This is a genomic window from Sulfidibacter corallicola (assembly GCF_017498545.1).
In the GTDB taxonomy this organism is placed as follows: Bacteria; Acidobacteriota; Holophagae; order Acanthopleuribacterales; family Acanthopleuribacteraceae; genus Sulfidibacter; species Sulfidibacter corallicola.
In genome coordinates this window covers 10,971,605-10,998,365 of the sequence record NZ_CP071793.1, presented here as the reverse complement: position 1 = coordinate 10,998,365, position 26,761 = coordinate 10,971,605, and the positions used below count along the sequence as shown (strand labels likewise).

The following is a 26,761-nucleotide window of genomic DNA, read 5'->3' as shown; positions in this document are numbered from 1 at the left end:
GAGCAAGTGCCGGAGTCCCGAACGGGCTTTGGGGGACGGGCTCGGCGGGCCGTTTCGAGGGCCTCAGGGCAGGGGCGGTGCCGGTTCCGATTGGGCGATCGGTATCGGTCGAAACAAGGCCGTCAGGTGGGTCATTCCTCCAGTTCGTCCAGAATTTCGTCCAATTCCGCCATGTCGAGGTCGGCCTGGGGGAAATCGGACGGAGTGAAACCGCCGGACTCGGGTGAGGTGCAGTGGGCCGTGATTGCTCTCAAGGAGGCCAGGAAATCATCGGCCAAGCGGGCGATGGTGTCGCGGCGGAACAGGTGTCGGCCATAGTGCCAGTTCACGTGAAGTTCTCGATTGTTGGTGACGATGTGCAAATCGATCAAATGGTCGCATCCCATGGCGGGGTCCTGATCGGGGCCCACCCATTCGGGAGCCGGAACGAAGGGGCTCTCACCGTCGGTCGGCTCGAACCGACCCAGATAATTGAAACCGATTTCGGGAATCTGAAGGGCCCGCAGCCGGGCATCGCCACGCAGCTCGCGCAGCAGGCCGAAGCCGAAGCCGTTGCGGGGAATGGCGCGCAGTTGTTCCTTCACCGATTTCAGCAGGTCACCCTGACGTTCGGCCCGATCGAGCGACTCGCCGGCACCGGGGTGATCGAGAAAGACGGGAAACTGGGTCGTGAACCAGCCGGCGGTGCGCGAAAGATCCACGCCGGGAAATAAATCCTCGCGACCGTGGCCCTCCAGTTCGACCCACAGCTCGGCCCGGCCGGTCCAGGCGGCGACCGTCTGCAGCAGGGCGCTCAACAGGACGTCGTTGATTCGCGTGTTGTAGGCGCGCGGGACGTCCTGAATCAGCGAGCGGGTGGTCGCCTCGTCGAGGGCGGTGTACAAGGTCAGGCGATCGCCGAAGCGATTGTTGCGGTCCGTGACCGGATAATCGGTCGGCAGGGCGGTCGGGTTCCGCTCGACGAGGTCGTGCCAATGGGCCAGCTCTGCCGAGGGAAAGGCCGAGGGTTCGTTGGCGTGGGCGGCAACCGTGCGCGACCAGTGTTGGAACGAGGTGGTTTTGGGCGGAAGCGAGATCGGCCCGTTCGTCTTGATGGCTCGGTAGACCTTTCCCGCATCCTCCATCAGGATTCGCCAGGTGACGGCGTCGACCCCGAGATGGTGGGCCACCAGGAACAAGCGGCCTGGCAGGTCGCCGCCGAAATCGAAGTGGGACGCCCGCAACAGGGGACCCTGGATCGGGTCGCACTCCCGCTGCATGAACGAGCAATGACGGCTCAATTCCTGGAGGCGGGCCTCCGGCGCCATGGCGCTCAGGTCGTGCCGGGTCAGGATCGGCTGTTGTTCCGCAGGGCCGTGTTCCAGGCGTGGCCCGCTGTCCTCGCGCACCATTCTCAAACGCAGCGCATCGTGATGGTGAATCAGCAGGCGCAGGGTCTCGGTGAAGGCGAGTGGATCGAAATCGGGTGGGACCTGCAGCAAAAGGCTCTGGTTGAAGTGGGCCAAGGTGGGCGGCGCCTGGCTGAGGAAGCGGTGCATGATCGGCGTGAGCGGCACCGATCCGGTGATCGGGCCCTGATCCGCATGGCAGGGTTCGTCCGTGCCGGCCACCATCGCCAGGTCGGCAACCGTCTGGTTTTGGAAGAGATCGCGTGGCGACAGGCGAAGGCCCGCTTGGTTCGCGCGCGACACGATTTGAATGCTGAGGATCGAATCGCCCCCCAATTCGAAGAAGTTGTCGTGAACCCCGACCTTGCTCAGACCGAGCACTTCGCTCCAGATCGAGGCCAGCAGGCGTTCGTGGCGATCGCGCGGTGCCACGAAATCCACCTGATCCGGTCGAACGCGTTCGGGCACCGGGAGTGCAGCGCGGTTGATCTTGCCGTTGGGCAGCAGCGGCATGTCGGTCAACATGACGAAGGCCGCCGGAATCATGTGATCGGGCAGGCGGCGCTCCAGGAAGCTACGCAAACGCGGCACCAGCTTTCTGCTGAATTTGTTCTGCAGCGGATCGTTGGCGTAGCTCCTCCACGGGCGGCGGGGATCGAGTACCGGCGTGTCCCAGGCGATGGGCCGTGCCGGCGCGTGGGCTCGTCGGAACATCACGTTGAAGCGACCGGGACCGCTTCGTCCGGCGATGCTGAGCTTGGCCGTGTGTTCCTCGCTGAGGGTCCAGATCCGTTCGGGATCGAAACCCCGGGCGGGCAGGTCGGCCAGTTGATCGCGCAGCGCGGCGGCCGTCGTTTTCTCGTCCAAATCGCGCATCAGGGCTACCGCGGCCAGGGCCGTGCTCACGCGACTGTTTCGCAGACCGCGAACCCGAACCAGATCCGCCTGGCGATGGGTCAACTCGCGCGCCAGGGTGGGACCGTCGCTGGACGGTTCCAGCTCGGTAATCGAGAGCGCCCCCGCGGGAACCGGGCGAATGCCCGCGTGCAACACCACATCGTAGCGAAACAGCGACATCTCGTTGTGGAAACGGCCGCGTTTCAACAGGACCTGGGTATGGTCGAGGCGTCCGATGCGGTCTCGTAACAAGAAAAACCAGGCGGGGTCCACCAACAGTTCCTCTTCCTGCAGCATCGCCTGTTGGATTCGGTACTTCAACTGGGCCAACGTATCGGTCGGTTGGGCCTTGAACAACTCCACCGAGGCGTGAAAGGCTTCCAGCAGGCCTAGGTCGCGCACGTCGCCGGCGAAGATGGCGCCACCCGTTCTCAGCACGCGGGCGGCACCTTCCATGACCCGCATCAGGTAGTCGATGTTCGGAAAATACTGGATGACCGAGTTGAGAATCACCAGGTCGAAGGAATCGGGATCCAGCCCATCGAAGCAATCGGCGGGTTGCAGACGCGTTTGAACGTGGCCCAACTCGGGGTGGTCGGCGCGAACCGTTTCCAAGTGATCCAGGGCGCCTCGCGAAAAATCGGTGGCCACGTAGACGCTGCAGGCGGGAGCCAGTCGCGAGACTAGCAGGCCGCTGCCACATCCGATTTCCAGGATGCGTTGGGCGCGGAAGCGCTTCAGGCGCTCGACGGTCCGTTCCACCCATTCGGTCATTTCCTCGGCCGCGATCGGATCGCCCGTGTAACTGCTGTTCCAGCCCACCGTGTTGAAGCGGGGATCCTGCTGGAGTTCGCTTTGCGATCCGTCCCCCGTCGAGCCTCTTGACGTCGTACTGTAGTTGTTTTGAAAGACTTCTTCCCAACGGGACAGTTGCTCGGCACCCTCGCTTCCCTGGTCCCAGGACGCGAAATCCGGAACCACGTAGCTCACCAGTCGCGATTCGCCGGGCAGAATCTCGCGCGCGACCACCGACACGTCGGCAACCGCTTCGTGGTTCGCCAGCTCCGCCTCGATTTCACCCGTCTCGATGCGGTGCCCACGGATCTTGACCTGGTGATCGACGCGGCCCAGAAACTCCAAGGGGCCGGCTGCACCCGCCGAAGGGCGGACCCGCACGCGGTCGCCGGTGCGGTACAGTCGCGCACCGCGATGGTTGCTGAAGGGATGGGGAACGAAACGGGCCGCGGTCATGCCGGCCTGCCCGTGATAGCCCCGGGCCAGCCCGGCTCCGGCGAGGTACAGCTCGCCGGGTATGCCGGGCGGCACGGGTTGCATTCGGTCGTCCAGGATCCAGGCGGCCGTGTTGTCGATCGGTGTGCCGATCAACGGCGGGCGATCGGCACGGCAGACCCAGGCGGTGGCGTCGATGCAACATTCCGTAGGGCCGTAGAGATTGATCAGGGTTGCCGAGCACACACCGTAAAAGGCGGTCTGGACATCGGGTGTCAGTGCTTCGCCGCCGCAAAAGACCCGTCGCAGCGAAGCGCAGGTCCCCAGATCGGTTTCCTGTAGGAGCAGGCGCAGCAGCGACGGTACCAATTGGAGTACCGTGACCTGGGCGCGGTCGATCAAATCCACCAGGTAGGCCGGGTCCCGATGGCCGTCGGGTGCGGCGAGAACCAGGGTCGAGCCCGCCAGCAGTGGCGCGTAGAACTCCCAAACCGAGGCGTCGAAGAAGAACGGTGTCTTCTGGAGTACCCGGTCGTCGGGGGTCAGGGGGAAGCGGCCCTGCATCCACTGCATGTGGTTGACCAGGGCCTCGTGGGTGATGACGACCCCTTTGGGGCGACCCGTCGAACCGGAAGTATAGATCGTGTAAGCCGCGGCCTCCGGTGCCGCGCGACAGGGGGGCGCCACCGTCGGTTGGCTGCGGAGCGCGCGCAGGTGGCGTTCGTCGTCGAGTACGATGACCGGGCATTTGATCGTCGATGCCGCCACGGCCGCCGCTTCGCGCGAGGTGGTATCGCAGAGCATCACGACCGGGCGACTGTCCGCGACCATGGTGCGCAGCCGCGCATCGGGATAGTCGGGCTGCAGTGGGACGTAGACGCCACCGGCCTTGAGCACCGCCAACATGGCCGTGACCATTTCCGGCGATCGCTGCAGACAGAGGCCCACCCTGGTTTCGGTGGTCACGCCGCGGCCGCGCAGCAGGTGGGCCAGGCGGTTCGCCGCCACGTCCAGGTCCAGGTAATTGATTTCTCGCGCTTCGTCCAGCAGGGCGATCCGTTCAGGGTGGCGGGCCACGCAGTCTTCGAACAGGTGGTGCAGGCAACGGCTCTGGCTGAAGGGCTTGGCGGTCAGGCCCGCGGCCGCGATCAAGGTGCGTTCCTGGTTGGCGTTGACCAACGACAGACGGTCCAACGGCGTGTCGGGCGACGCGATCGCCGAGGCCAACAGGTTGGTGAAGTAGCGCGCCATGGCGTCGATGGTCTCTTCTTCGAACAGGTCGCGGGAGTAATAGAAATCGCAGAGCAGATGATCCTCGACCTCCCAGATGTGTAGCTCCAAGTCGAAACGCACGTTTTTTGGGGCCAAGTCGAGCGCTTCCTGGTGGAGGCCCGCCATGATCTGTTGGCGGGCCCGCGGCGCGTTTTGGAGCGCCATCGTGACTTGCGTCAGTGGGTTGCGGCTCATATCCCGTTCGGGTACCATCGCGTCGACCAGGCGCTCGAACGGCAGATCCTGGTGGGCGTAGGCCTCCAACGCCGTCTCGCGGACCCGCAGCACCAGATCGCGAAAGCTGGGGTTCCCGCTCAGGTCGCAACGAAGCGCGAGCGTGTTGACGAAGAAGCCGATCAAACCCTCGATTTCGCGATAGTTGCGGTTGGCGATCGGGCTCCCCACCAGGATGTCCTCTTGGCGGCTGTAGCGGGCCAACAGGGCGCTGAACCCCGACAGCAACACCATGAACAGGCTGGCGTTGCAGGCGCCGGCGATGGCTCGCAGACCTGCCGCCTGGGAAGCGTCCAGGCCGTGACGCACCCTGCCGCCGCGGAAGCTGGGCATCGGTGGGCGAGGGAAATCGGTGGGGAGACGCAAGGGCGGCGCATCGGCCAAATGCCGCCGCCAGTAGGCGAGCAGGGGCTCCACATGCAGGTGGGCGCGTTGCCACACCGTGAAATCACCGTACTGGGTGGTGAGTTCGGGGAGCGGGCTGGGTTTGCCGCCGTGAAACGCCTGGTAGAGGCGGGTCAATTCGTCGAGAAAGATGCCCATGGACCAGCCGTCGGAAACGATGTGGTGAAGCACGAAGTAGAGCACGTTGGTTCGCGGCCCCATGCGAATCAGGCCACAGCGGAGCAGGGGGCCACCGCTCAAATCGAAGGGTTCCTCGAAGGCTTCGTCCAGCAGGCGCAGCATGGACGGGCGCCAACAGTCCTCGGTCAGGTTTTCGAGATCGTGAACCGCCAGCTCCAGTTCCCACGTCTCGGCGACCACCTGCGTGGCGCGACCGTCGACGGCGGGGAAGTGGGTGCGCAGCGACTCGTGGCGCCGAATCAGCTCGTTGAAGGCGCGCGTCAGGGACGCGGTATCCAGCTCACCGGTCAACGTCGCCGCGGCGGGCATGTTGTAGAAGGCGTGATTGGGCATCAGTTGATCGAGAAACCACAGGCGCTCCTGGGCGAACGAGAGCGGGAGTGGCAGGCTGCGATCGCGTCGCTCGATGGGTGGAAGGCGTTGGTGCGGCTTGCGGCGTTGGCTGTCGATGTGGCGAGCCAGATCCGCCAGCACCGGCAATTCGAACAGGCGGCGCACCGGCATGTCCACCTGGAAGCTGGCGCGCACCCGGGATACGACCCGGGTCGCCAATAGCGAGTGTCCGCCCAGGTCGAAAAAGTGGGCGTCGCGGCTGATCGCCCCGATTTGCAGCACGTCCGACCACGTCGTGGCCAGCAACTCCTCCGTGGGTGTACACGGCGGTTGGTAGCCGCGCGTGCTGCCGTCCTCGATGTAGGTGTTCTCGGCATCGACCCGCTCCAGCGCCGCTCGGTCGGTCTTCCCGCTGGCGGTCAGCGGCAACTGGCCGCGCAGCACGAAGTGGGCGGGAATCATGTAGTTGGGCAGTTGTGCCGCCAGGAAGGCCCTCAGCTCGTTGGTGTGCGTCTCGGTGACCACGAAGGCGATCAACGCGTTCTGCCCGGTCGCGTCGGCTCGGGTCACCACCGCGGCGGCATGGACGGCCGGGTGTTCGATCAGGACCGCTTCGATCTCGCCGCACTCCACGCGGTATCCGCGCACCTTGACCTGGTGGTCCAGGCGTCCGTGGAACTCCAGCGCGCCGGGATGGCCCTCCGAATCGGGGTGGAACCGCACCAGATCCCCGGTGCGGTACAGCCGCTCGCCGGGCCGGCCGCCGAAGGGATCGGGTCGGAAGCGATCGGCCGTCAGTCGCGGTTGGTTCAAATAACCACGAGCCAACAGGGGACCGCCGATACAAAGCTCGCCTGGCACCCCGGTCGGCAACATGTTGCCGCGCACGTCCAGCACGTGAATCGATCGCGCGCCGAGCACCCCGCCGATGGGAATGCGGCTGGGCGGCGCCGTTTCGAACCAGGTTTCCGGCACTTCGAAGGCTGTGGCGCAGATGGTGGCCTCGGTCGGGCCATAGCCGTTGACCAGGCGCGCGTGGTGCTTGAGCGGCGAATCCGCCCACAGCTCCAGGAGTTCCGGCGGCATCGCCTCTCCACCGCTTTGGACCATGCGCAAATGCGCCAGCGGCGGGCGCTCCGGGTGTTCCAGCCAGGAATCCAGCCACTGTTGCAGTAGGGCCGGCGGCAGGATCAGGTGGGTGATCCGGCGCGCTTCCAACTCCCCGGCGAACGCTTCCGGGTCCCAACGTTGCAACTCGGGCAGCACGCAGGTCGCCCCGACCAGCAGCGGCGCGGTCACTTGTTCCAGCGACATGTCGAAGCTCAGCGACGACATCTGCAGCATGCGGTCGCCGCGATGCATGCGGTCGAGGCGGTTGCGGGCCTCGAGGTGGCGCATCAAGGAGGCGTGCGTGCCCACCACCCCCTTGGGCTTGCCGGTCGATCCGGACGTGTAGATGATGTAGGCCGCGTTTTCCGGGTGGGGTGCACTCATCAGATTGCGATCGTCGGTGCCGGCCGTGGCTCCCGGTTCGCCGGGATCGTCGAGCTGGTCGAGGCAGACCAGGCGGGCGTGGTGGTGCGGCAATCGCTCGGCCAGGTGGGATTCGGTGACCATGACGCCGATCCGGGCGTCGCTCATCATCCAGGCCAGGCGCGCGGGCGGGTAGTCGGGATTCAGGGGCACGTAGACGCCACCGGCCTTGAGAATGCCCAGCAGGGCCGCGGGGAAGGACGTCGTGCGTTCCATGAAGAGACCCACCGTGGTCTCCGGCGTCACACCCAAACTGCGCAGCACGTGGGCCACCCGGTTGGCGCTGCGGTTCAACATCCCGTAGCTGATTTCGCGGGGGCCGCGCATCAGGGCCACCGCATCGGGATAGCGCGCCGCCTGGATCTCGAACCGGCGATGGGGGCAACCGCCCGGACTGTCCGTGCTCACCGAGGGGCGGCCCGCGTCGAGCAACATCTTGCGTTCGCGCGTATCGATCAGGGCCAGGTCGGTCAGAGCCCGATCGGGTCCGTTGACCGCGGCCTGAAGCAGAATCTGGAAATGACCCATCCAGCGTCGAATGGTGACCTGGTCGAAGAGTTCGGTGTTGTACTCGAAGAGCCCGTGCAGCTCCTCGCCGTTCGACTCCGGCCACATGACGAGCGACAGGTCCAACTTGCTGGTGATCGTGTCCAAATCCAGGGGGCGCACGGTCAGGCCCGGCATCTGAAGCCGTTCCCTGCGCGTATTCTGAAGCGCGAACATCACTTGAAACAAAGGGTTGTGGCTCAGGTCGCGACGGGGCTGTACCGCTTCGACGACCTTTTCGAACGGGACCTGGGCATGGTCGAATCCGTCCAAGGTCACCTCGCGCACCTGGGCCACCAGGTCGCGGAACGGTGTTCCGGTGCCGGCCCGCAGCCGCAACGGCAGCGTGTTCACGAAAAACCCGATCAAGTGCTCCAGCTCCTCCCGTTCGCGATTGGCGACCGGCACCCCGATCACCAGGTCTTCGGTGCGGCAAAGACGCATCAACAGCGTGGCGAACGTCGCCAGCAACACCATGAACAGGCTGGCCTCGCAGGATTCCGCCAAGCGGCTCAGCCGGCGCGTCAGGAGCGGCGGCAACGAGAAGGATTCCGCGCGACCGTGGAACTGAACCCGTGCCGTACGCGGCCGGTCACAAGGCAACTCCAGGACCGGCGCCGCACCCTCCAAGTGTTGGCACCAAAAGGCCAGGTGGAGGTGTTGGGTCCTGGCCAGTTTCCGCCGCTGCCAGCACGCGTAGTCGGCGAATTGGATCGGGAGTGGTGGCATGCGTGGTTTCAAATCCTGGCAGAACGCCTCGTAATAACGCGAAAAATCGCGAGTGAACACCCCGGTCGACCAGCCGTCGGTGATCATGTGGTGCATGGTGATCAGCAGCGCGTGGTTCGTCGGCCCGAAGCGCACCAGGTGGATCCGCATCAGGGGCAGACTCGCCAGGTCGAAAGGCGTGCGGGCCTGGTCCGTCGCCAGCTCGTTCAGCAGGGCCAATTGAATTTCGCCCGGTTGATGGGACCAATCGGCTTTTTCGACGACGGGCTCGGTGCGCTCACTGATGCGCATGACCGGTTTGCCGTCTTCGGCCGGAAACGAGGTGCGCAGGATTTCGTGACGTTCGATCAGCGCGCTCAAGGTGCGCCGCAACAGGCCGTAATCCAAATGACCGTCCAGCAGCAGACCGGCCTGGAGCAGGTAGGCCGTGTTTTGGGGTGTCATTTGGTCCAGGAACCACAGGCGCTCCTGCGGAAAGGAAAGGGGCAGCGGCCGACCTCGGTCCGCGAGTTCGATCGGGTCCGTCGCCGAACCCGACCGGAGGTAGTCCAGGATATGGGATTTGTTGGCGACGATGCGAGCTCGGGTATCCTCGTCCATGACCCCCTCTGGGGCGTCGTAACGAAGATTCGCACCTTCACGCCACAACTTGATGTCGCGTTCTGTCAATTCCAGCAGGAACGCTTCAATGTCCATTGCAGTGTCCAAAGCTCCGTTTTCACACATAGAGCGAGCACCTTCCTTCCGGCCTTAAGGCATCGAGATTCGGTGAGCGGGGGTGAGGTGAAGAGAGATCGACATATGGAATAAACCAAAGTTAACTGATGAAATATTGGTGAAACAGTGAAATTCCTTTCGATTTGATGTTTTTCTAGAGTAATCCTGATTCTCGTTTAGGGGAATTCTTTTCGTCTGAAGTGGAGTCGGTCTGCTGGTGGCGTTGGTGGGGACCTTTCTGTGCCGTCTCGATTTTTCGGGCGAAGGCGCGAAGAACCGGGGCCTCGAACAAGGTCCGAACCGGGAGGCGGACTCCGAAGCGTTTGCCCAACCGATTCAGTACGGTGGCGGCCAGCAGGGAATGCCCACCGATGCGGAAAAAGTGGTCGGTGGCATCGACCCGATCGATTTGGAGAATGTCGCACCAAATCTCCGCGACCGCCGTTTCGTAGGGACCCTGGGGCGCGATGTTGGTCTTTTGGCCGGGGGGGTTGCGAATCGTCTTGGCGGCCGATTCGGACAGCGTCTGGCGGTCCAACTTGCCGCTCGCGGTCAACGGCATGTGCTCGCGCTGGAGCAGGTAGGCGGGCACCATGTATTCCGGCAATCGCTCGGCAAGCCAGGTCCGCAAATCGTCGACGCGATAGGGTGCGGCGGTCAGGCCGGGCACCAGGCGCAGCCAGGCGACGAGTGAGGGAATGTTCTGGCGGTCCAGGGCCGGCACGACCGCGGCCTCGGCCACGACCGGGTGGTGCAGCAGGGCCGATTCGATTTCGGCCGGCTCGACGCGATAACCGCGGATCTTGATTTGCCGGTCGATGCGTCCCAGGAAATGAAGCCTGCCGTCCTCGCTACGGCGAACCAGGTCACCCGTGCGGTACAGGCGTGCGCCGGCTTCCTCGGAAAAGGGATCGGGCACGAAAGAAATCGCGGTCTGGCGGGGGTGACCCGCGTACCCACGAGCCAGGCCGACCCCGCCGATTACCAGCTCGCCGGCTACGTCGGGCGGCTGCCGGCGCAGTCCCTGGTCGGTCACGTGGAGCTGAACGTTGTCGATTGGGTACCCGATCGGGACCCGGTCCTCGGAGGCGCCGGGTCGGCACTTCCAGGCGCTGACGTAGATGGTGGTCTCCGTGAGGCCATAGAGATTGTAGAGCGCCGCGTTCAGGACCCGGTGGAAGCGCGACGCCAAGGCCGCCGGCAACACTTCGCCGCTGCAGATCATGCGCTGGAGCGGGAAGTCGGACCTGGGATTCAACTCCACTTGATCCAGCAGGACCGACAGCATCGAGGGCACGAAATGGGCCGTGGTGACCCGATGAGCGACGATGAGATCGGCCAGGTAATCCGGTTCGTAGTGACTCAAGGGTTTCGCGATGACCAGGGTGCTTCCGACCGTCAAGGGCCAAAAGAATTCCCCAACCGAAACGTCGAAGGTGAACGGGGTTTTCAAGAGCACTCGCTCACCGACCCGTAGCCCGAAATAATCCTGCATCCAGCGCAGGCGATTGCGGATGGCGCCATGGGTCACGACCACGCCTTCGGGTGTTCCCGTAGAGCCCGAGGTGTAGATCACATAGGCGGGCATGTCGGGATGAACCTCGTCGCGAGGCGGTTGGGCTTCCGGGGTTTCCTGCGGGTTTGGCACCCGATCCAGGGACAACATGTCGCATTCACCGGGGGGAAGGCAACGCTCGTGGGAACCCTGGGTCACGACCAAGAGGGGACGCGCGTCGCGTATCACCTGAACCAACCGCTCGTGGGGGGAATTCGGATCCAACGGCAGATAGGCCGCACCCGTTTTCAACACCGCCAATAGCGAAATCACCATCTCGAACCCGCGTTCGAGCGCGACACCCACCAAGGCTTCCGGACCGGCACCGCGCGTCCGCAGCAGCGTTGCGAGCTGGTTGGCGCGGCGATTCAGCTCGCCGTAGCTCAACTCGTGATCGCCGAAGACGAGGGCCGGTCGATCCGAATGGTTCGTCGCACGCTCGGCGACGAGTGCGTGAATCGGCCTGGGATCGGGGTCATCGAGCCGGGTCCGATGCCAGCCTTCGTGCACCTGCGCCAAAATCTCCGACGGAACCAAGGGTAACTCGGCCAGGGAGGTGTCGGGGTGGGCGAAAGCCCCTTCGAGCAGGAAGGTCCAGTAGCCCAACCAACGCGATGCGGTTTCTCGTTCGAACAAGTCGGCGTGGTATTCCAGGGCGACGTCGAGCTCGTTGCCATCGGGGATGCAGATCAGGTTGAGGTCGTACTTGGCGGTCCGTTGATCGGCGGGTAATCGGGTGATGGTCAGGTCCGGCAGCGAAAGCGGCGCGACGGGTTGGTTTTGCAGGACGATTCCGGCTTGGACGAGCGGCATGTGGCGCATGTCGCGCGGCAGGTCCAGGGCCTCGACCAGGCGCTCGAACGGCAGATCGGCGTGGCGCAGGGCGCCGGCCATCGTCGCCTGCGCCTGGCGGATCGATGCGCGAAAGCTCTCGTGGGGATCGGGATCGACCCGTGCCACCAGCGTGTTGACGAACGGGCCGATCAGCGTTTCGTGGGCGCGATCGCCGCGACCGTTGTGGGGAACTGCCAGCAATACGTCGGTCGCCCCGCACAGTCGGCGCAACAAAGCGCCCCAGCTCGCCAACAGTGCGGCGAACAAGGTGGCCCCCTCGCGGGCGGCCAAACGGGTCAGGCCTCGTGTCAAAGTCTCGGACAGTCGGGTACGTACCATGCCGCCCTCGAAGCCCCGCGGGTTCGGGTACGGCCGATCGGTCGGCAGGTCCAACAGGGTGGACGCGCCTTTCAATCGATCGCGCCAATAGGCGATCAGCCCGTCCTCGTCCGCATGGTTTCTGGGAAGTTGATGGCTCGCGAATTCCGAATAACTCAGCTTCAGCTCCGGGGGATGAGCCGCCGCCAAGCCCAGCTCGTCGCGATAGAAACCGGACCATTCCTGGAACAGCAGGTTCCCCGACCAGCCGTCGAAAGCCAGGTGGTGCACGTTGACGATCAGGACGTGATGCTTTTCCGCCGTCCGCAGAACCGTGACCCGAATGGGCGGCTGTTTCGTCAAGTCGAAAGGGTCCAGCTCGTCTTTGGCGATGGCCTCGGCCACTGCGGTCTCGTGCCGTTCCGGTGGGATTTCGCCCATGTCGTTCACGCGCCAGGTGACCTGCGGATCGGCGAGAATGCGCTGGACCTGGCGCCCTTCACGGGTGTCGAAACGAGCGCGGAGCGGCTCGTGGCGGGCGATGACCCGCAGCAGCGCGCGGTGAAGCGCAGCCGGGTCCAGCGGGCCCTGCAACGCGAACGCAAACTGGATGTGGTAAGCCGCATTCGGCCCTTCGAGCTGTTGCAGAAACAGCAGCCGGGATTGAATGGGAGTCAGTGGCGCTTCTTTGACGTGGGTTGCATCGGCAGTGCCGGCCTCTTTTACCTGGGACCCGTTCAGGTCCTTGCTCACGGCTGGGCGGTCCCGCCCGTTCGCTGCGGGTTCCGTGGTCCGCATCAACTTGGCCAGCATGGCCGAACGCTGGTCTTCGGGCAGGGCCTTGATGCGGCTCACGAGATCTTTGGGGAGGCGGTCGTGTGTCATGTGGTCTGCGAATCCTTTCCAGAGGGGCGCGGTGCATGGGACGCGCCGGCATGTTCGACCTGGGCCACCAGATCGGCAAGGGCCTCGTCATCTAGACGTGCGAGTCGGTCGGCCAGGATTTTTTCCGCCAGAGCGGAAACGGTGGGTGCTTCGAACAGGTCGGCCACATGGCAGGCGCTGCCGAGTCGTTCGTTGACGCGGAACACGATGCGCGCCGCGAGTACCGAGTCGCCACCCAAATCGAAAAAGCCGTCTTCGATGCCGACCGATTCGATGGCGAACAGCTCCTGCCATACCTCGGCGATGGCCGCTTCGATTTCGTTGCTGGGTGCTTGATAGGCGTTGTCCAGTGGTGGCCGCGGGTGAGAACCGCGCGCGGGGGCGGCCTTCACCTCGGCCAGGGTCGAGGTGGCCTCGTGTCGTTCAGCCGTGGCGCCGGCGGGCGAGGCAGACTTCGGTCGATCTCCGCCGCGCGAGAGGCTCCGGCGCACATCCAGGTTCGCCGTCGATACCACCAGGTGTGTGACTTCTCGCTGGAGGGTGCAGGCGAACGCCTTGTCGCCTTCCGATCCGTCGATCGCGTAGGCGAGCAATGCTTCCGGTCCGGTTTTGGGGGTGGGTTCCAGACGCCAACCGTCCCAGGCGACGCTGATCCAGGGCGTGGCACCCTCGCGATTGCGCTGTGACGCATAAGCGTCCAAGTAGGCGTTGGCGGCGGCGTAAACCGAGAAGCCCATGCCACCGAGCACGGTGGAGAGTGACGAGAACAGCATCACGAAATCGAGCGGCGTCGCGGCTTGTCGCGCTGCCAACAGTTCCCCCAACACCTGGGTTCCGTTCACCTTGGCGCGCCAATGGGGGGCGATGTCGTCCTCCGTCACTTCCGCGGCGTGGCGAAACGCGGCGTGGCCGGTGATGCCCGCGGCGTGAATGACGCCGTTCAGCGCGCCGAAGGTCGTTTCCACGCGGGACATCAGGTCGCCCATCTGATCGCGATCGGCGCAATCGGCCTGGGCCACCATCAAGGCGGAACAGCGGGTCTTCAGGCTCGCCAATTGTTCGGCGCGCCGCGATGGCAGCGCTTCGGGATGACGGCTCGTCAGGATCAGTCTGGCGTCGTAGATCCTGGCCAGGTGATCGGCGACGAACAGGCCCAATTCGCCGAGACCGCCCGTGATCAGGTATACCCCGCCGCGGCGGACGAGGCTCGTTGGCGTGGCTTCGCCCGTGCCCCAGGGCTGGTAGCACCGGGCCCAACGGGTTCGGCCCCGGTAGGCGATTTCCAGGGTCAGCGGCGGATCGCCCTCGGCCAGATCGAACAGTTCGGCCGCCAGTCGTTCCGCCAGTTGGTTCGGATCGAAGCGGTCCGGGTGAAGATCCACACAGCGGGTTCGCAGATGAGGCGACTCTTGCGGCATCACCCGCAGGGGACCCAGCATGGTCGCGGCGAGCGGATCCACGGGATCGTCGCCGCTCTGGTCGAGCATGCCGCGGCCCAGCGTGAGCAGGGACATGGGTCTGGGTCGCGGTCGGAGTGCGACCACGGCGGCCAGGTGGAGCAGAAACCGAAATGCCCGGTCGGACGGGGCGTCGAGCGCGGGCCAGGCGTGAATCAGCCAGGTCGGTTCGCAGCCGCGACGGTCCAAGGCATCGAACAGTTCGCGTACCTGTTCGCGATCGCAGGGGTCCAGGTGGAAGCCACCCGCGTCGGTGGTGCCGAATTCGGATGCGCGATGCACCCGGTGCACCCGTGCGCCACGCTGGACCAGGGACGTTTCGAGGCCCGCTACCAGGGGATGTCGATCTCCGAACAGGACCACATCGCCATCCAGACGCCGACTCGTGGGCGGCATCGGTGCCTGGCGCCAAGAGGGCAGGTAGAACCAATCTGCGACGTTCCGGCGTTTGGTCGGCGGCGGCGTGTCAACGCGAGCGCGACCTGATTGCGGCGCCAGGGCGACCGGCGCCGGTGGCGGCGGGTCGATCCAATAGGTACGACGCTGAAAGGGATAACCCGGCAGGTGAAGGCGCCTTCCCGAAAAAGCCGCCGCATCGGGCGCACCGCCCGCCGTCCAATCGCGAGCCACCGACTCGGCGATCGCCCAGGGATCCTTTTCGGCATGATCGTTCCCCTCGCGGAGATGCGAATCCCGGTCCGAGAAGGGGATCGGCGCCCGCAGCCGGGCCAGCGCCTCGGCCGTATTGGCGACCACGATCGCATGGCGCCGCGCAAAGTGGCGGCGGCCCATGGCAAGCGTGTAGGCCACGTCCGCGAGCGGTGTTTCGGGCGCCTGCTCCAAGTAATCCGCGAGTTGGTGTGCCTGGTGTGAAAGGGTTTCGCGGTGGGGCGCGGAGAGCAGCAGAACCTGGGGCCCGCGTCGACCTTCGAGCGACACGGGGCGTGGCGCTTCTTCCAAAACCAGGTGGACGTTGGTCCCGCCGACACCGAAGGCGCTCACGGCGGCGCGACGAGGTCGGTTGCGTTCGGGCCACGCATCCAATTCGCGGTTGACCCGCAGCTTGGCGGTTTCGAAGTCGATCCGGGGATTGGGTGTCGCGAAATGGAGGCTCGGCGGGATATCGCCGTGGTGCAACATCAACGCGGTCTTGATCAGCGAGGCCGCCCCGGAGGCCGTATCCAGGTGGCCGACATTCGTCTTCACCGAGCCGAGCGTACACCCGCGCAGGGGTTTGGCGGCAAGGCTGAAGGCGCGGGTCAGGGCCTGGATCTCGATGGGGTCGCCCAAGGCCGTTCCGGTGCCGTGGGTTTCCACGTAGTCGATGTCGGCGGCATCCACGCCGGCCAGAAGATGGGCTTCCGCGATCACCTCCGCCTGGCCCGCGACCGAGGGAGCGTAGAACCCGGCTTTGGCGGCGCCGTCGTTGTTGAGCGCCGAACCGCGGATCACCGCATAGATCGCATCACGGTCGGCCAGCGCGTCTTCCAACCGTTTCAGGACCAGCACGCCGGCGCCGCTGCTGGGCACCGTGCCGTTTGCGGCCGCATCGAAGGCGCGACATTTCCCGTCGGAAGACAGCACCCCACCGGAGTGATGGAGATAGCCTTGGTGGTGGGGGACCATGATGCGCACCCCGCCGGCGAGGGCCGCGTCGCATTGGTAATCCAGCAGGCTGCGACAGGCCATGTGGACCGCCGCCAGCGAAGTCGAACAGGAGGTGCCCACCGAGATTGCCGGCCCTTTCAGGTCCAACTTGAAGGCGGTCCGAGTGGCGAGGAACTCCGGGCCGTTTTGAATCATCATGCGGAACAGGCCGTCGTCGCGGGTCAATTCCGGATGCTGCCACAGGTTGCGCATCAGGTAGGTCGAGAATCCCGCGCCGGCGAAAACGCCGATGCGGCCCTCCGAGCGACGGGGATCCAGCGCCGCATCTTCCAGGGCGTGCCACGCACATTCGAGGAAAAGGCGGTGTTGCGGATCGGTCATCTCCGCATCACTGGGTGGGATGCCGAAGAACCCCGCGTCGAAGGCGCCCGGCTCCTCGATGCCCGCCCAAACCGGGACGTAATTCGCGGCATCGATCCGGCTTTCGGCCACCCCCGCACCCCGCAGGGTCTCGCGATCCAGGCGCCGCACACTGCAGACGCCGGCGCGCAGGTTGCGCCAGTATTGGTGCAGGTCGTCCGCTCCGGGCAAGCGACAGGACATGCCGACAATCGCGATGGACCCGATACTCGCGGGCTCGGTGGAGGTAGGGGTAGACGTCATGGGGGCTCCGTTTCTTGATCGGTTCGTCGGGACGGGTTTCGGCGACGGGCCTGCTGGGCTCGAATCTGCTGGGTCGCCCGACGGGTGACGGCCGCACGCAGGGAGGTGGTCTCCGCGTCGGGTGTCCTCTCGTCGGTGCCGGTTTGCGCGGGAAGGCGTTCCTCGATCAAGGCGGCCTGAGCGGCGATGGTCGTGGCAAGGAACAGATCGCCGGCCGAGAGCTCGACCTCGAAGGCCGCTTTCAGGGCGAATGCCAGGCGCATGAGCAGCAACGAGTTGCCACCCACTTCGAAAAAGGGATCCTCTGCTCCCAGATTATCCGGTACCGGTTCGAGCAGCGAAATCCAAATTTCCGCGATGCGGGTTTCGAGGGGACCCATCGGTGCGCGGAAGCGGTGAGAGGTGGTTTGGGCGGCACCCGCTTCCCGCGAGGCCTTCGCCGTCCGGTGGGTGGCTGAACGGGTCATCGCCGTTCGGTCGATTTTCCCGTTGGCGGTCATGGGAAATTGCGCAATGGCGACCAGGCGGTTGGGGATCAAATGGGCCGGCAGCCGTTCGTGCATGAAGGTGAAGAGTTCGCCCGTGTCGATCTCGCCCTCGGTGAGCGGTTCCACGAATGCGTGCAGCCCATGGACCTGGTGACCGTCCGAGATGGGCAGCACCAGGCTGCGACCAACGTCCGGATGGTCGTTCAATACCGCTTCGATTTCGCCCGGTTCGATGCGGAACCCGCGAACCTGAACTTGATGGTCGATGCGTCCCAGGTGAATCAGGTGACCCTCCGGAGACCACATGCCGCGATCGCCGCTGCGGTAGGCGCGCTCGTAGCCCGCGAACGGGAGGGGGACGAAGCTCCGCGCGTTGCGACTGGGACGGTTGAGATACCCGCGGCAGAGGCCGCCGCCCGCGACGAGGATCTCGCCGGGGACGCCGATGGGGCAGAGCTCCAGGGCCTCGTCGACCACGTAGATCCGTGTGTCCGGCAAGGGCTTGCCCACGTAGCCCGGTTCCTGTCCCTCGAGGATGTGCCGGGGCGACAAGGGGCCGTACGTCACGTGAATGCAGGTCTCGGTGATACCGTACATGTTGACGAGTTGGATTCGCTCGAGATCGTACCGACCCACCCAGGCGCGCAATTCGCCGGGTTCGAGCCGGTCGCCACCGAAAACCACGTAGCGCAGGTGCTGGTCCAAATCGGCGTAGGGGCGGTCCAACTCGGCGGTCATCAATCCGTGAAAGGCCGCCGGTGTCTGGCTCAGCACCGTGACGCGGTGGGCCCGGATCAGGTCCAGCAACCGGTCGGGATCGAGAACCTGATCGCGCTGGGCCAAGACGACCTGCCCGCCGTGCAGCAGGGCGCCGAAAATCTCCCAGACGCTGAAATCGAAACTGAAGTTGTGGGCACACAGCCAGACATCGGTTTCCCCGACCGAGAGGGGGAAGCGGGCGTTGCACAGCAAGCGCACCAGGTTGCGGTGGGTCAGCACACAGCCCTTGGGAGTGCCGGTGGAGCCCGAAGTGTAGATCACGTAGGCCGCGGCGTCGGAATCGTTGGTCAGGGTCGGCCCCTGGGCCGCTTCCTGGCCTTCGACCGGCAACAGATCCAGTTCGGGCCGCTGTCGTTTCAATTGTCGCGCGGTGTCTTCTTGAGCCGGGGTGAACAGCAGTAGCCGGCATTGACTGTCATCGAGCATGAACGACAGTCGATCCGGCGGATAGGTGGGGTCCAGGGGCATGTAGGCGGCCCCGGCCTCGAGTACCGCGAGCATGGCGACGACGGCGTTGGGCGAACGATCGGTCAGCAACGCGACGATCGGTTCCGCTTCGTGTGCCACGATGCGATGAATCCGGTGGGCCAACCCGTGGGCACGATGGGCCAGGGCGTCGTAACACAACGATTCGGTTCGTCCCTTCGCGTTGAGGCCGACCACCGCCGGTCGCCCCGGCTGTTCGGTCACGCGCAGCGCGAACAGGTCGACCAAGGTCTGGGTCCGTGGGTAGGTGGTGCCGGTTTCGTTGAAGTGACGCAACAGTTTTTTGCGCTCTTCGCCGGGGAGCATGGCCAGCCTGGCGATGGATTTGGTGGGATGGGCGGTGACGTCCGTCAGCAATTGCTCCAGTTGCGCACACATGGCCGCGATACGGGACTTGTGGAATAGATCGGTATCGTAATTCAACCGCAAGGTCAGGTTCGGCCCGTCCGTGAAGAAATAGAAGGTCAGGTCGAATTTGCTGGTGGTCCAGGGCAGGTCACGTTCCTCGATCTGTAAGCCCTCCAGGCTCAGGTCCTTGATTTCGGGCTCCTGGATCAGGACCATGACGTCGAATAGGGGAGAACGGGTCAGGTCGCGGGTCTCCATGAGTTCCTCGACGAGGGTGTCGAAGGGCATCGACCCGTTTGCCAGCGCATCGCCCACCCGCTCACTGGCCTGTCGCAACAGGGCCTCGAACGGGTACCGGGGCTGGATTCGCAATCGGATGGGAAGTGGGTTTACGAAGAACCCCATCACATCGGCCAGGCCGGGTTGTTCGCGCCCCGAAACCGGGCAACCGATGATCATGTCGGTTTGGTGGGACGTGCGGTGCAGCAGGGTGGCGACCAGGGCCAGCAATGCCGCGAAGGGTGTGGCTTCTTCCTGAGCCGCCCGATCCTTGAATCGTTGCCAGCTCGGCGCGTCGATGTCGTGAACGTAGGTCGCTCCGCTAAATCGGCGTTCGCGCGATCGAGGCCTGTCGGTGGGCAACTCGAGGACCGGCAGTGGTGCGACCAACTGCCGGTGCCAATAGGCGCGGGACTCCTGGATCGAATCGTCGCGAAGGTCGGCCTCAAGATCTGCAACGGCCTCCCGGTAGCTCGTTTGGACCGGGGCCAGGGGGTTTGGGTGACCCTCGCGAAACGCATTGTAGAGCGCCGACCACTCGCGAAACAGAATACGGACCGACCAGCCGTCGCAGATGATGTGGTGGAAATTGAGAAAGAGAAGGTGGTCCTCGTCGCCCGTCCGCCACAACCGGACGCGCCAAAGCGGTGGATGACCCAATTGGAATCGGTGCAGGGCTTCGCGTTCCGCGAGGGCCAGTGCCGCCGCCATCGGGTCAGCTTCGCCCCGAAGATCGCGCGTGGCGATGTCCGGTTCGAGCCGGTCGAGAATGATCTGGCCGGGTCTGTCCTCGGACTGCGTGAAGCGCGTGCGCAGTACATCGTGGCGGTTCGTCAGAACGCGGAGTGCTTCGACCAGGGCCTCGCGGTTCAGGTCACCCCTGAGTTGCAGGGCGATCGGCATGTTGTAGGCCGTGCCGACCCTGCCCAGCATCTCGAGCACCCAGAGGCGCTGCTGGGCTCGGGTCAGCGGGTGGAGCGGAGCCGTACCGAAATGGGAGTGGTCGTCCGTCGGGCAAGTCTCCCGTGCGGGAACGGTGCTGTTTGGGGGTCGTGTCCTGTCCTGCACCACGGTCGGCGAGACCTCGGTTTGCGGGGGGACGGCCACGAAACTCGGCATCGCGAAGTGCTGCCGTCGAAACGGATAGGTCGGCAGGAACACCCGTCTCCTCGGACGCGTGGCGTGGACCGCGTGCCAGTCCACTTCGAGGCCGGCGAGCCAGAGTTTGCCCAACGAGTTGAGCAGGAATTCCCGGTCCTCGATGCGGGTTTGCGGATGACGCAGCGAGGCGAGAATCGGGTGTTCGGCACCCCGTGAAGGGTGTTGCCCCGCCAACGAGGTCAGGGACCGGCCCGGGCCCACCTCCAGCAGTGCGAGGCGTGGCGCGTCGCGGAGCAGCGTCGCCAGGCCGTCGGTGAAGCGCACGGTGTGGCGCAAGTGGCGCACCCAGTACATGGGATCGCACGCCTCCTGCTCGCGAATCCAGGTGCCCGTCAAGTTGGAGATGAACGGGATTTGGGGGGCCATCATGCTCGTGGTGAGGACTTCCGCGTGGAAGGTGTCGAGGATCCGGTCCATGGTCGGCGAGTGGAAGGCGTGCGAGGTGGTCAGGCGCCGGTACCCCACATTGCGGTCGCCGAGGCGCGTGGCCAGGGCTTCGATGCCCGCCTCGGGTCCGGAGGCCACACAGCGATGCGGCCCGTTGACCGCCGCAAGGGCGAGATCACCCTCGAGGAGTGGCCCGAGTTCGTCTTCGCTGAGCTCCACCGTCAGCATGGCGCCGCGTGGCAAGGCGGCCATCAGGCGCCCGCGTAGGGCCACCAGGTTCAGGGCCTCCTCGAGATGCCAGACGCCGGCCAGACAGGCGGCGCTGTATTCGCCCAGGCTGTGGCCGATCATGCGATCGGGTTTGACGCCCCACGACTGCCATAGGTGGGCCAGCGCCATTTCCACGGAGAATAGAATCGGCTGGGTGTATTCCGTATCGTGGAGAAGATCCGCGAGGTCCGCCTGGCCCGGCCTCGGGAACAGCACTTGATGGGGATCGCGTGGCAGCGAATCGCGCAACCCCTCGAAACAGGCGTCCAGCGTGCGGGCGAAGACCGGTTCGGTCTGGTAGAGTTGCGATGCCATGCGTGGGTATTGGGCGCCCTGGCCGGGGAACAGGAAGGCTACCGGCATGGCGCGGGACGCCGTTTTGCGCAGCATCCGTTTGCGGTCGTGCTCGGAGAGCAGACCCGCCGCTTCCTCGCGGGAATAGGTCACGAGCACGGCACGGCTGGGGAGCGCGGCCCGACCGGTCTGCAGGGTGAACGCGATATCGGCCATCGTCTGATGGACTGTGCCCTCTTCGGCCGGCCGGCCCAGATGGTGGGCGAGTCGATCCAGGCTTTGGGTCAGGGTTTGGTCGTCATGGGCCGAGATCGCCAACAAGAAGGGACCGGTCTCCTCTTCGGCAGGGGTGGGCGCCGGCGCTTGTTCCAACACCAGATGGGCATTGGTGCCGCCCAGACCGAAGGCGCTCACGCCCGCGCGGCGCGGCACATCGGCCGTCACCCATTCCCAGGGATGGCGGTTCAGGAAGAAGGGACTGGCCGCAAAGGGGATGTCCGGATGGGGCCGATCGAAACCCGGCGTGATCGGAATCTGGCCTCGCTTCAGAATTTGCACCGTCTTGATCAGGCCCGCGATGCCCGCCGCCGGTCCGAGATGGCCCAAGTTGGCCTTGACCGCACCCAGGGCGCAATATCCCTGGCGTCTGCTGGTGTAGCGGAAGGCCCGCGTCAAGGCTTCGACTTCTCCGCGATCGTGGACCGGTGATCCGCTACCGTGGCATTCGACGTAGCCGATGGAGTCGGCCGAGATCTGGGCCACGGCCAGTGCTTCGGCGATGACCTCGGTTTGGGCTTGGATGTCGGGTTCGCCGCCGTTGGAGATCCGAACCCCGCTGTGATTGACCGCCGAGCCGCGAATGACCGCGAGGATGGTTTCGTTCTCCAGGCGCGCATCTTCCAGACGCTTGAGCGCGACCAGGCCCGCGCCGTCGCCGGGAACGGTGCCGTCGGCCCTGGCATCGAACGGATGACAGGCTCCTCGCGCGGAGAGGGGGCGGCCGGCACCGCTGCGGTAACCCGCTTTATCGGGGAATTGCAGGCAGATGCCGCCGGCGAGGGCCATATCGCAATCGCCGGTGAACAGGGCCTGACAAGCCAAGTGAATCGCGACCAGCGACGTGGCGCTGCCGGCTTGGATGTCCAGGCTCGGGCCGTGCAGGTTCAAAACCTGGGAAATCCGCTGAGCCAGGAGGTTCGAACCGGGTCGTGCGTTTTCGAGATGGGATGTGCCCGTATCGCCGGGAAGCTGCGGCGCCGCCGTGTTCGGTCGCCAACCCGTGTTTCGGTTCGTGCCCGCGAAGACGCCGATTCGCGTGTGCGGATGGCCCGGAGCGTGGCCCGCTCCTTCGAGTGCTTCCCAAGCCAGTTCCAAACCCAGCCGGAGTTGCGGGTCGGTGCCTGCGGCCTCGGCCTGCGCCATGTCGAACAGGGCGGCATCGAATGCGTTCGTCTCGGCCAGATAACCCTTGGCGGGCACGTACTTCGGATCGCTGGACAGCGCGGGGGCGACACCGGCCTCGCGAAGTTCCGCCTCGTCGAAGCGCCGAATCGCCTGTTCGCCCCGCGACAGGTTGTTCCAGAATCGTTCCGGATCGGAAGCGCCGGGAAAGCGGCAGGCCATGGCGACGATGGCGATTCCTTGGGGGCTTGGCTCGTTTTGGGAAGTCATGAATGGATCCTCGGGAAGGGGAGCGATGGGAGAAACCCTCGGGCGGAGAACCGGTGGGTGCGGGGCCGAAACCGCACCTCCCTGCGCGCATTCAACGGCGGCGCCCCGGCGCGGCCTGGCGAAGGTCGAGCTGGCGTTGCCGATGGGCCTGGGTTTGGGCGTGGAGCCGATGGGGTTGCAAGGGGCGCCTCGCCCGGGTTTGTCGCAAATCTTCCATCGGGGCGGATGGCGCTTGGAGGAGTTGATCGATGTAGGCTCCTTGGCGGTGAACACTGGGACGTTCGAGCAGGGCCGAAAGCGGGAACTTCAGGCTCAGGCGAAGCGAGATTCGGTGATGCAATCTGACCAGGAGCAGAGAATGGCCCCCCAAGGCGAAGAAGTTGTCGTCGACCCCCACGTTTTCCATATTCAGCAGCTCGCACCACCACTGGGTGATCAGCCGTTCGGTTTCGGTCGTCGGGGCGCGATAGGCGGTTCTCTCGATTTTGCGTGGCGGGATTTCGAAGTGTCTCGGGATATTTCGGGGTTTGGGCGTCGCTGACGCTTCCGGTTTTGAGAGTTGATCGATGAATTGGCCCTGGCTGTAGATGCTGGGGCGTTCGAACAAGGCGATCAGGGGAAAATCCCGGTCCAGGTGGCGGCACAGCCGTAAATGCAATTCGATCAACAGCAGGGAATGACCCCCCAGCGTGAAAAAGTTGTCGTGAACCGCCACCCGCTTCAAGCCCAGTAGTTCGCACCACCAATCCGCGAGTTGGCGCTCGATATCGGTGGAAGGCATCCGATTCGAGGGCGAGGGGTCGGATGTCGCGCCGGGATTGGGCAGTGCTCCGCGATCCAGTTTACCGGCCGTGTTCAGCGGGAATCGGCTCAGGGACACCAGGTGTGCCGGTAGCCATGCCTGGGGAAGGTGTTCGGAAAGCTGGTCGCGCAACCTTTGTGAGTCGAGTGGTTTCCCGTCGTGGGTTCGGTAGTAGCCCACCAATTCCAGTTCCCCGCGGTCCGGGTTCTCGCGGCCGATCACCTTCGCCTCGGCAATTTCGGGCAGTGCCGTCAAGCGGTGCTCGATTTCCACGGTCTCGATGCGGTTGCCACGGATTTTGACCTGGAAATCGTTGCGACCCAGATAGGTCACGTGGCCATCCGGCTCGAACCGTCCCAGGTCGCCGGTTCGATAGAGGCGTGCGCCGGGCGTGAAGGGGTCCGGCACAAAGGCCTGGGCCGTCAATCCCGGCCGCCCGCAATAACCCCGGCCTACCGGTATCCCGCCGATATACACCTCTCCGCCGATCCCAATCGGGCAGGGTTGGCGTCGTTTGTTCAGCACGTAGATCTTGGCACGATGAATGGGCTTTCCGATGGGCGGCGATCCCGGCCGCTGCGGGGTGCAATCGTGACTCGTGACTTCGATCGCCGCTTCGGTGGGTCCGTAGAGATTGGTCAGTCGCGTGCCGTATTTTTGCTGCAGAACCGCGCGAAACTGTTCGACCAGGTGTCGCGACAAGGCCTCTCCACTGGCAAACACCTGGCGCAATGAGGCCAGTTCGGGCCGAACCGGTGCATGGGTGACCCAGTCGAGAAAGGGACCCAACATGCTCGGCACGAAATGGACGTGACTTACCCGTTCGCGCTCCAATAGTTGGAGCACCGCGCCGGGGTCCATTTCGGCACCTTCCGGAGCGATGATGACGGTCGCGCCGACCCGTGCCCAGCCGAACAGTTCCGGGAGGGATACGTCGAAGGTGACCGGTGTTTTCAACAGGACGCGACTGTCTTCGTCGATCAGGTTCGTCGCCTGTTGCCAGGCCAATCGGTTGCGCAGGGAGCGGTGCTCGATCATGACGCCCTTGGGAGGGCCGGTGGACCCGGAGGTATAAATAATGTAGGCCAGGGTGTTGGGGGTCGGGCCCTGTTCGGGCGGATCGAGTCGTTCCGTTGCCGCGCTGTCGAGGCAGACGACCCGGCAGCGGCCTTTTGCCGCCGCTTCCGCATGCTCGCGACACGAGGGATCGGTCAAGATCAGCCGGCAACCGCTGTCTGCAAACATTTCGGCACAGCGTGCGACCGGCAGGCCGGCCAGGGCCGGGACGAAGGCGGCACCGGTTTTCCAAACGGCCAGCAGTGCCTCGGGCAAGCGCAACCCTCGCTGCATCAGAACGCCGACGCGCTGTTCCGGGCCCAACTGGAAGGTGTCGCATAGGTGGTGGGCCAGCGCGTTGGCGCGTCGATCCAGTTGGCCGTAGCTCAGCGATCGATTCTCGAAGACCAGGGCGGTACGGTCGGGATTGGCGCGGGCCCGATCTTCGATGTCGTCCAACGTGGTTCGATCCGCTCGCGGATCCCGGCCCGTGTCGTTGAACTCGGTCACGATCAGGTGGCATTCGCGTTCCGGCAGGATGGACAACGCGTTTAAGGGTTCTTCCGGTCGCGCCAATAATTGCTGGATCACGTGATCGAAGCGATTCTTGAGCAGCGCCATCTCGTTGGGTTGGAACTGGTTCAGCCGATACTCGAAGTCGACTCTCAGTGGCTCGGTACCATCGAATTCGCGCACGTGTACCGAAAGGGCCGGCCGGCTGTAGCCGTTGAAGAGTGGGTGGGTCTCCACTTCCGCGGCACCGAAACGGATGTCGTAATCGTGTTTTTGGTAGGACAGCTCCAACTCGTAGGGCAATTGGATGCCCTTTTGGATGAGGTGGCGATTGACCTCGCGGTAGGGGAAACGCTGGGCGCGGTAGACGCCTCGGAGTTCGGATTTCACGGTGTGCAGCAGTTCTTCGAAGGATTGGTTTCGATCTTGGCGAAACCAGACCTGAGAAATGCCCGCAAAGAGCCCAACCGTCTTTTTATAGGCGCGACCGGTGCGATTGAGAATCGGCAGCCCGATCAGCAGATCGTCGCGATCGGAAGCCAGGCTGAAGTAGGAAAAGAGCAGGCCCAACCAAAAATGGAAAGGGGACCCGCCGTACCCTGCCGCCAAATCCCGAACGGCTGCATAGGTGCTTGGTGCCAGGGTCCACGACACGCGCCCCGCTTCCATGTCGTGCGGGTCGCCGGAGGGGTTCGGCGCGAACAGCGGGGTGGGTTGTCGATCGAAGTAATCGAGCCAAAACGTCTTGTGCTTCTCGTATCGAGGGCTGGCGAGATAGGCCGCGTCCTCTTCGACGAACGTCTGGTAGGAAGGCGGCAACTCGGAAGCGGCCGGATCCCGATCCTCGAGAAGGTCGTTGTAGACCTCGCTCACGCGATGCACGATCAATTGGTTGGCGTATCCATCCAGGATCAGGTGGTGGTACTTCAACAACCACCAATGACAGTTCGCGGCCGTTCGGCACAGGGCGAAGTGAAAAAGCGGCCGATCGTACAGCTCGAACGGCTCTCGAAACTGCGATTCCATCCAGGAAGTGGCGCTGCGGGAAGGATCGGCCCGATCGGAAAAGTCCCTGAATGCCAAGGAGTGAGGCGCGGGTTCGGTCAGGCTCTGGTGAGGCGGACCGCTGCCCCGATGGAGGCGTATCCGAAGGGCGTCGTTTTCCGCGATGACGCGATCGATGGCACGGCTGAAGAGGTCGCGATCAATGGGACCGTCGATGCGGATGGCCATGCCGATGTTGTAGACCGGAACCGATGGATGAAGAACTTGATCGTACCAAATGGTCTGTTGGCGAGAGGAGAGCGGAACGAGACCCACGAGGGCAGACTGGTTCACGGGAACGTGCCTCCCTGGCTGCACCACCGAGTGGTGGGGAACGATTGAAAGCGAATGGCGGAGGTTCTTGGGCCGGTATGAAAAACGAGGCACCCGGCATGGAT

The 26,761-nt window shown here is 64.6% G+C and carries 5 protein-coding genes; all 5 read right to left on the bottom strand.

Going from position 1 to position 26,761, the window contains the following annotated elements; genetic code table 11:
* Nucleotides 1–131 precede the first annotated feature (131 nt).
* The 5 genes from J3U87_RS32580 to J3U87_RS32560 all read right to left on the bottom strand — a co-directional run bounded on the left by J3U87_RS32580 (nucleotide 132) and on the right by J3U87_RS32560 (nucleotide 26,657).
* Nucleotides 132–9,443, bottom strand: coding sequence for a non-ribosomal peptide synthetase (locus J3U87_RS32580; RefSeq protein ID WP_237379990.1), 9,312 nt, complete (start codon nucleotides 9,441–9,443; stop codon nucleotides 132–134).
* Between the two features lie 175 nt (nucleotides 9,444–9,618).
* The gene (locus J3U87_RS32575; protein ID WP_237379989.1) at nucleotides 9,619–13,056 is read right to left on the bottom strand and encodes a non-ribosomal peptide synthetase; all 3,438 of its coding nucleotides are present in this window, start codon (nucleotides 13,054–13,056) and stop codon (nucleotides 9,619–9,621) included.
* The gene (locus tag J3U87_RS32570; protein WP_237379987.1) at nucleotides 13,053–16,784 is read right to left on the bottom strand and encodes a type I polyketide synthase; all 3,732 of its coding nucleotides are present in this window, start codon (nucleotides 16,782–16,784) and stop codon (nucleotides 13,053–13,055) included. Before J3U87_RS32570 ends, J3U87_RS32575 begins: the two co-directional genes overlap by 4 nt.
* A complete protein-coding gene (locus tag J3U87_RS32565; RefSeq protein ID WP_237379986.1) occupies nucleotides 16,781–22,948 on the bottom strand; it encodes a hybrid non-ribosomal peptide synthetase/type I polyketide synthase in 6,168 nt (2,055 codons plus the stop codon). Before J3U87_RS32565 ends, J3U87_RS32570 begins: the two co-directional genes overlap by 4 nt.
* A gap of 91 nt (nucleotides 22,949–23,039) precedes the next feature.
* Nucleotides 23,040–26,657 (bottom strand): non-ribosomal peptide synthetase, encoded by a 3,618-nt coding sequence (locus tag J3U87_RS32560; RefSeq protein WP_237379985.1) that lies wholly within the window; start codon nucleotides 26,655–26,657, stop codon nucleotides 23,040–23,042.
* Nucleotides 26,658–26,761 lie beyond the last annotated feature (104 nt).

Coding starts and splice junctions, on each gene's coding strand:
- J3U87_RS32580 (WP_237379990.1), bottom strand. CDS start 9,443: ATGGACATTGAAGCGTTCCTGCTGGAATTGACAGAACGCGACATCAAG.
- J3U87_RS32570 (WP_237379987.1), bottom strand. CDS start 16,784: ATGACGTCTACCCCTACCTCCACCGAGCCCGCGAGTATCGGGTCCATC.
- J3U87_RS32575 (WP_237379989.1), bottom strand. CDS start 13,056: ATGACACACGACCGCCTCCCCAAAGATCTCGTGAGCCGCATCAAGGCC.
- J3U87_RS32565 (WP_237379986.1), bottom strand. CDS start 22,948: ATGACTTCCCAAAACGAGCCAAGCCCCCAAGGAATCGCCATCGTCGCC.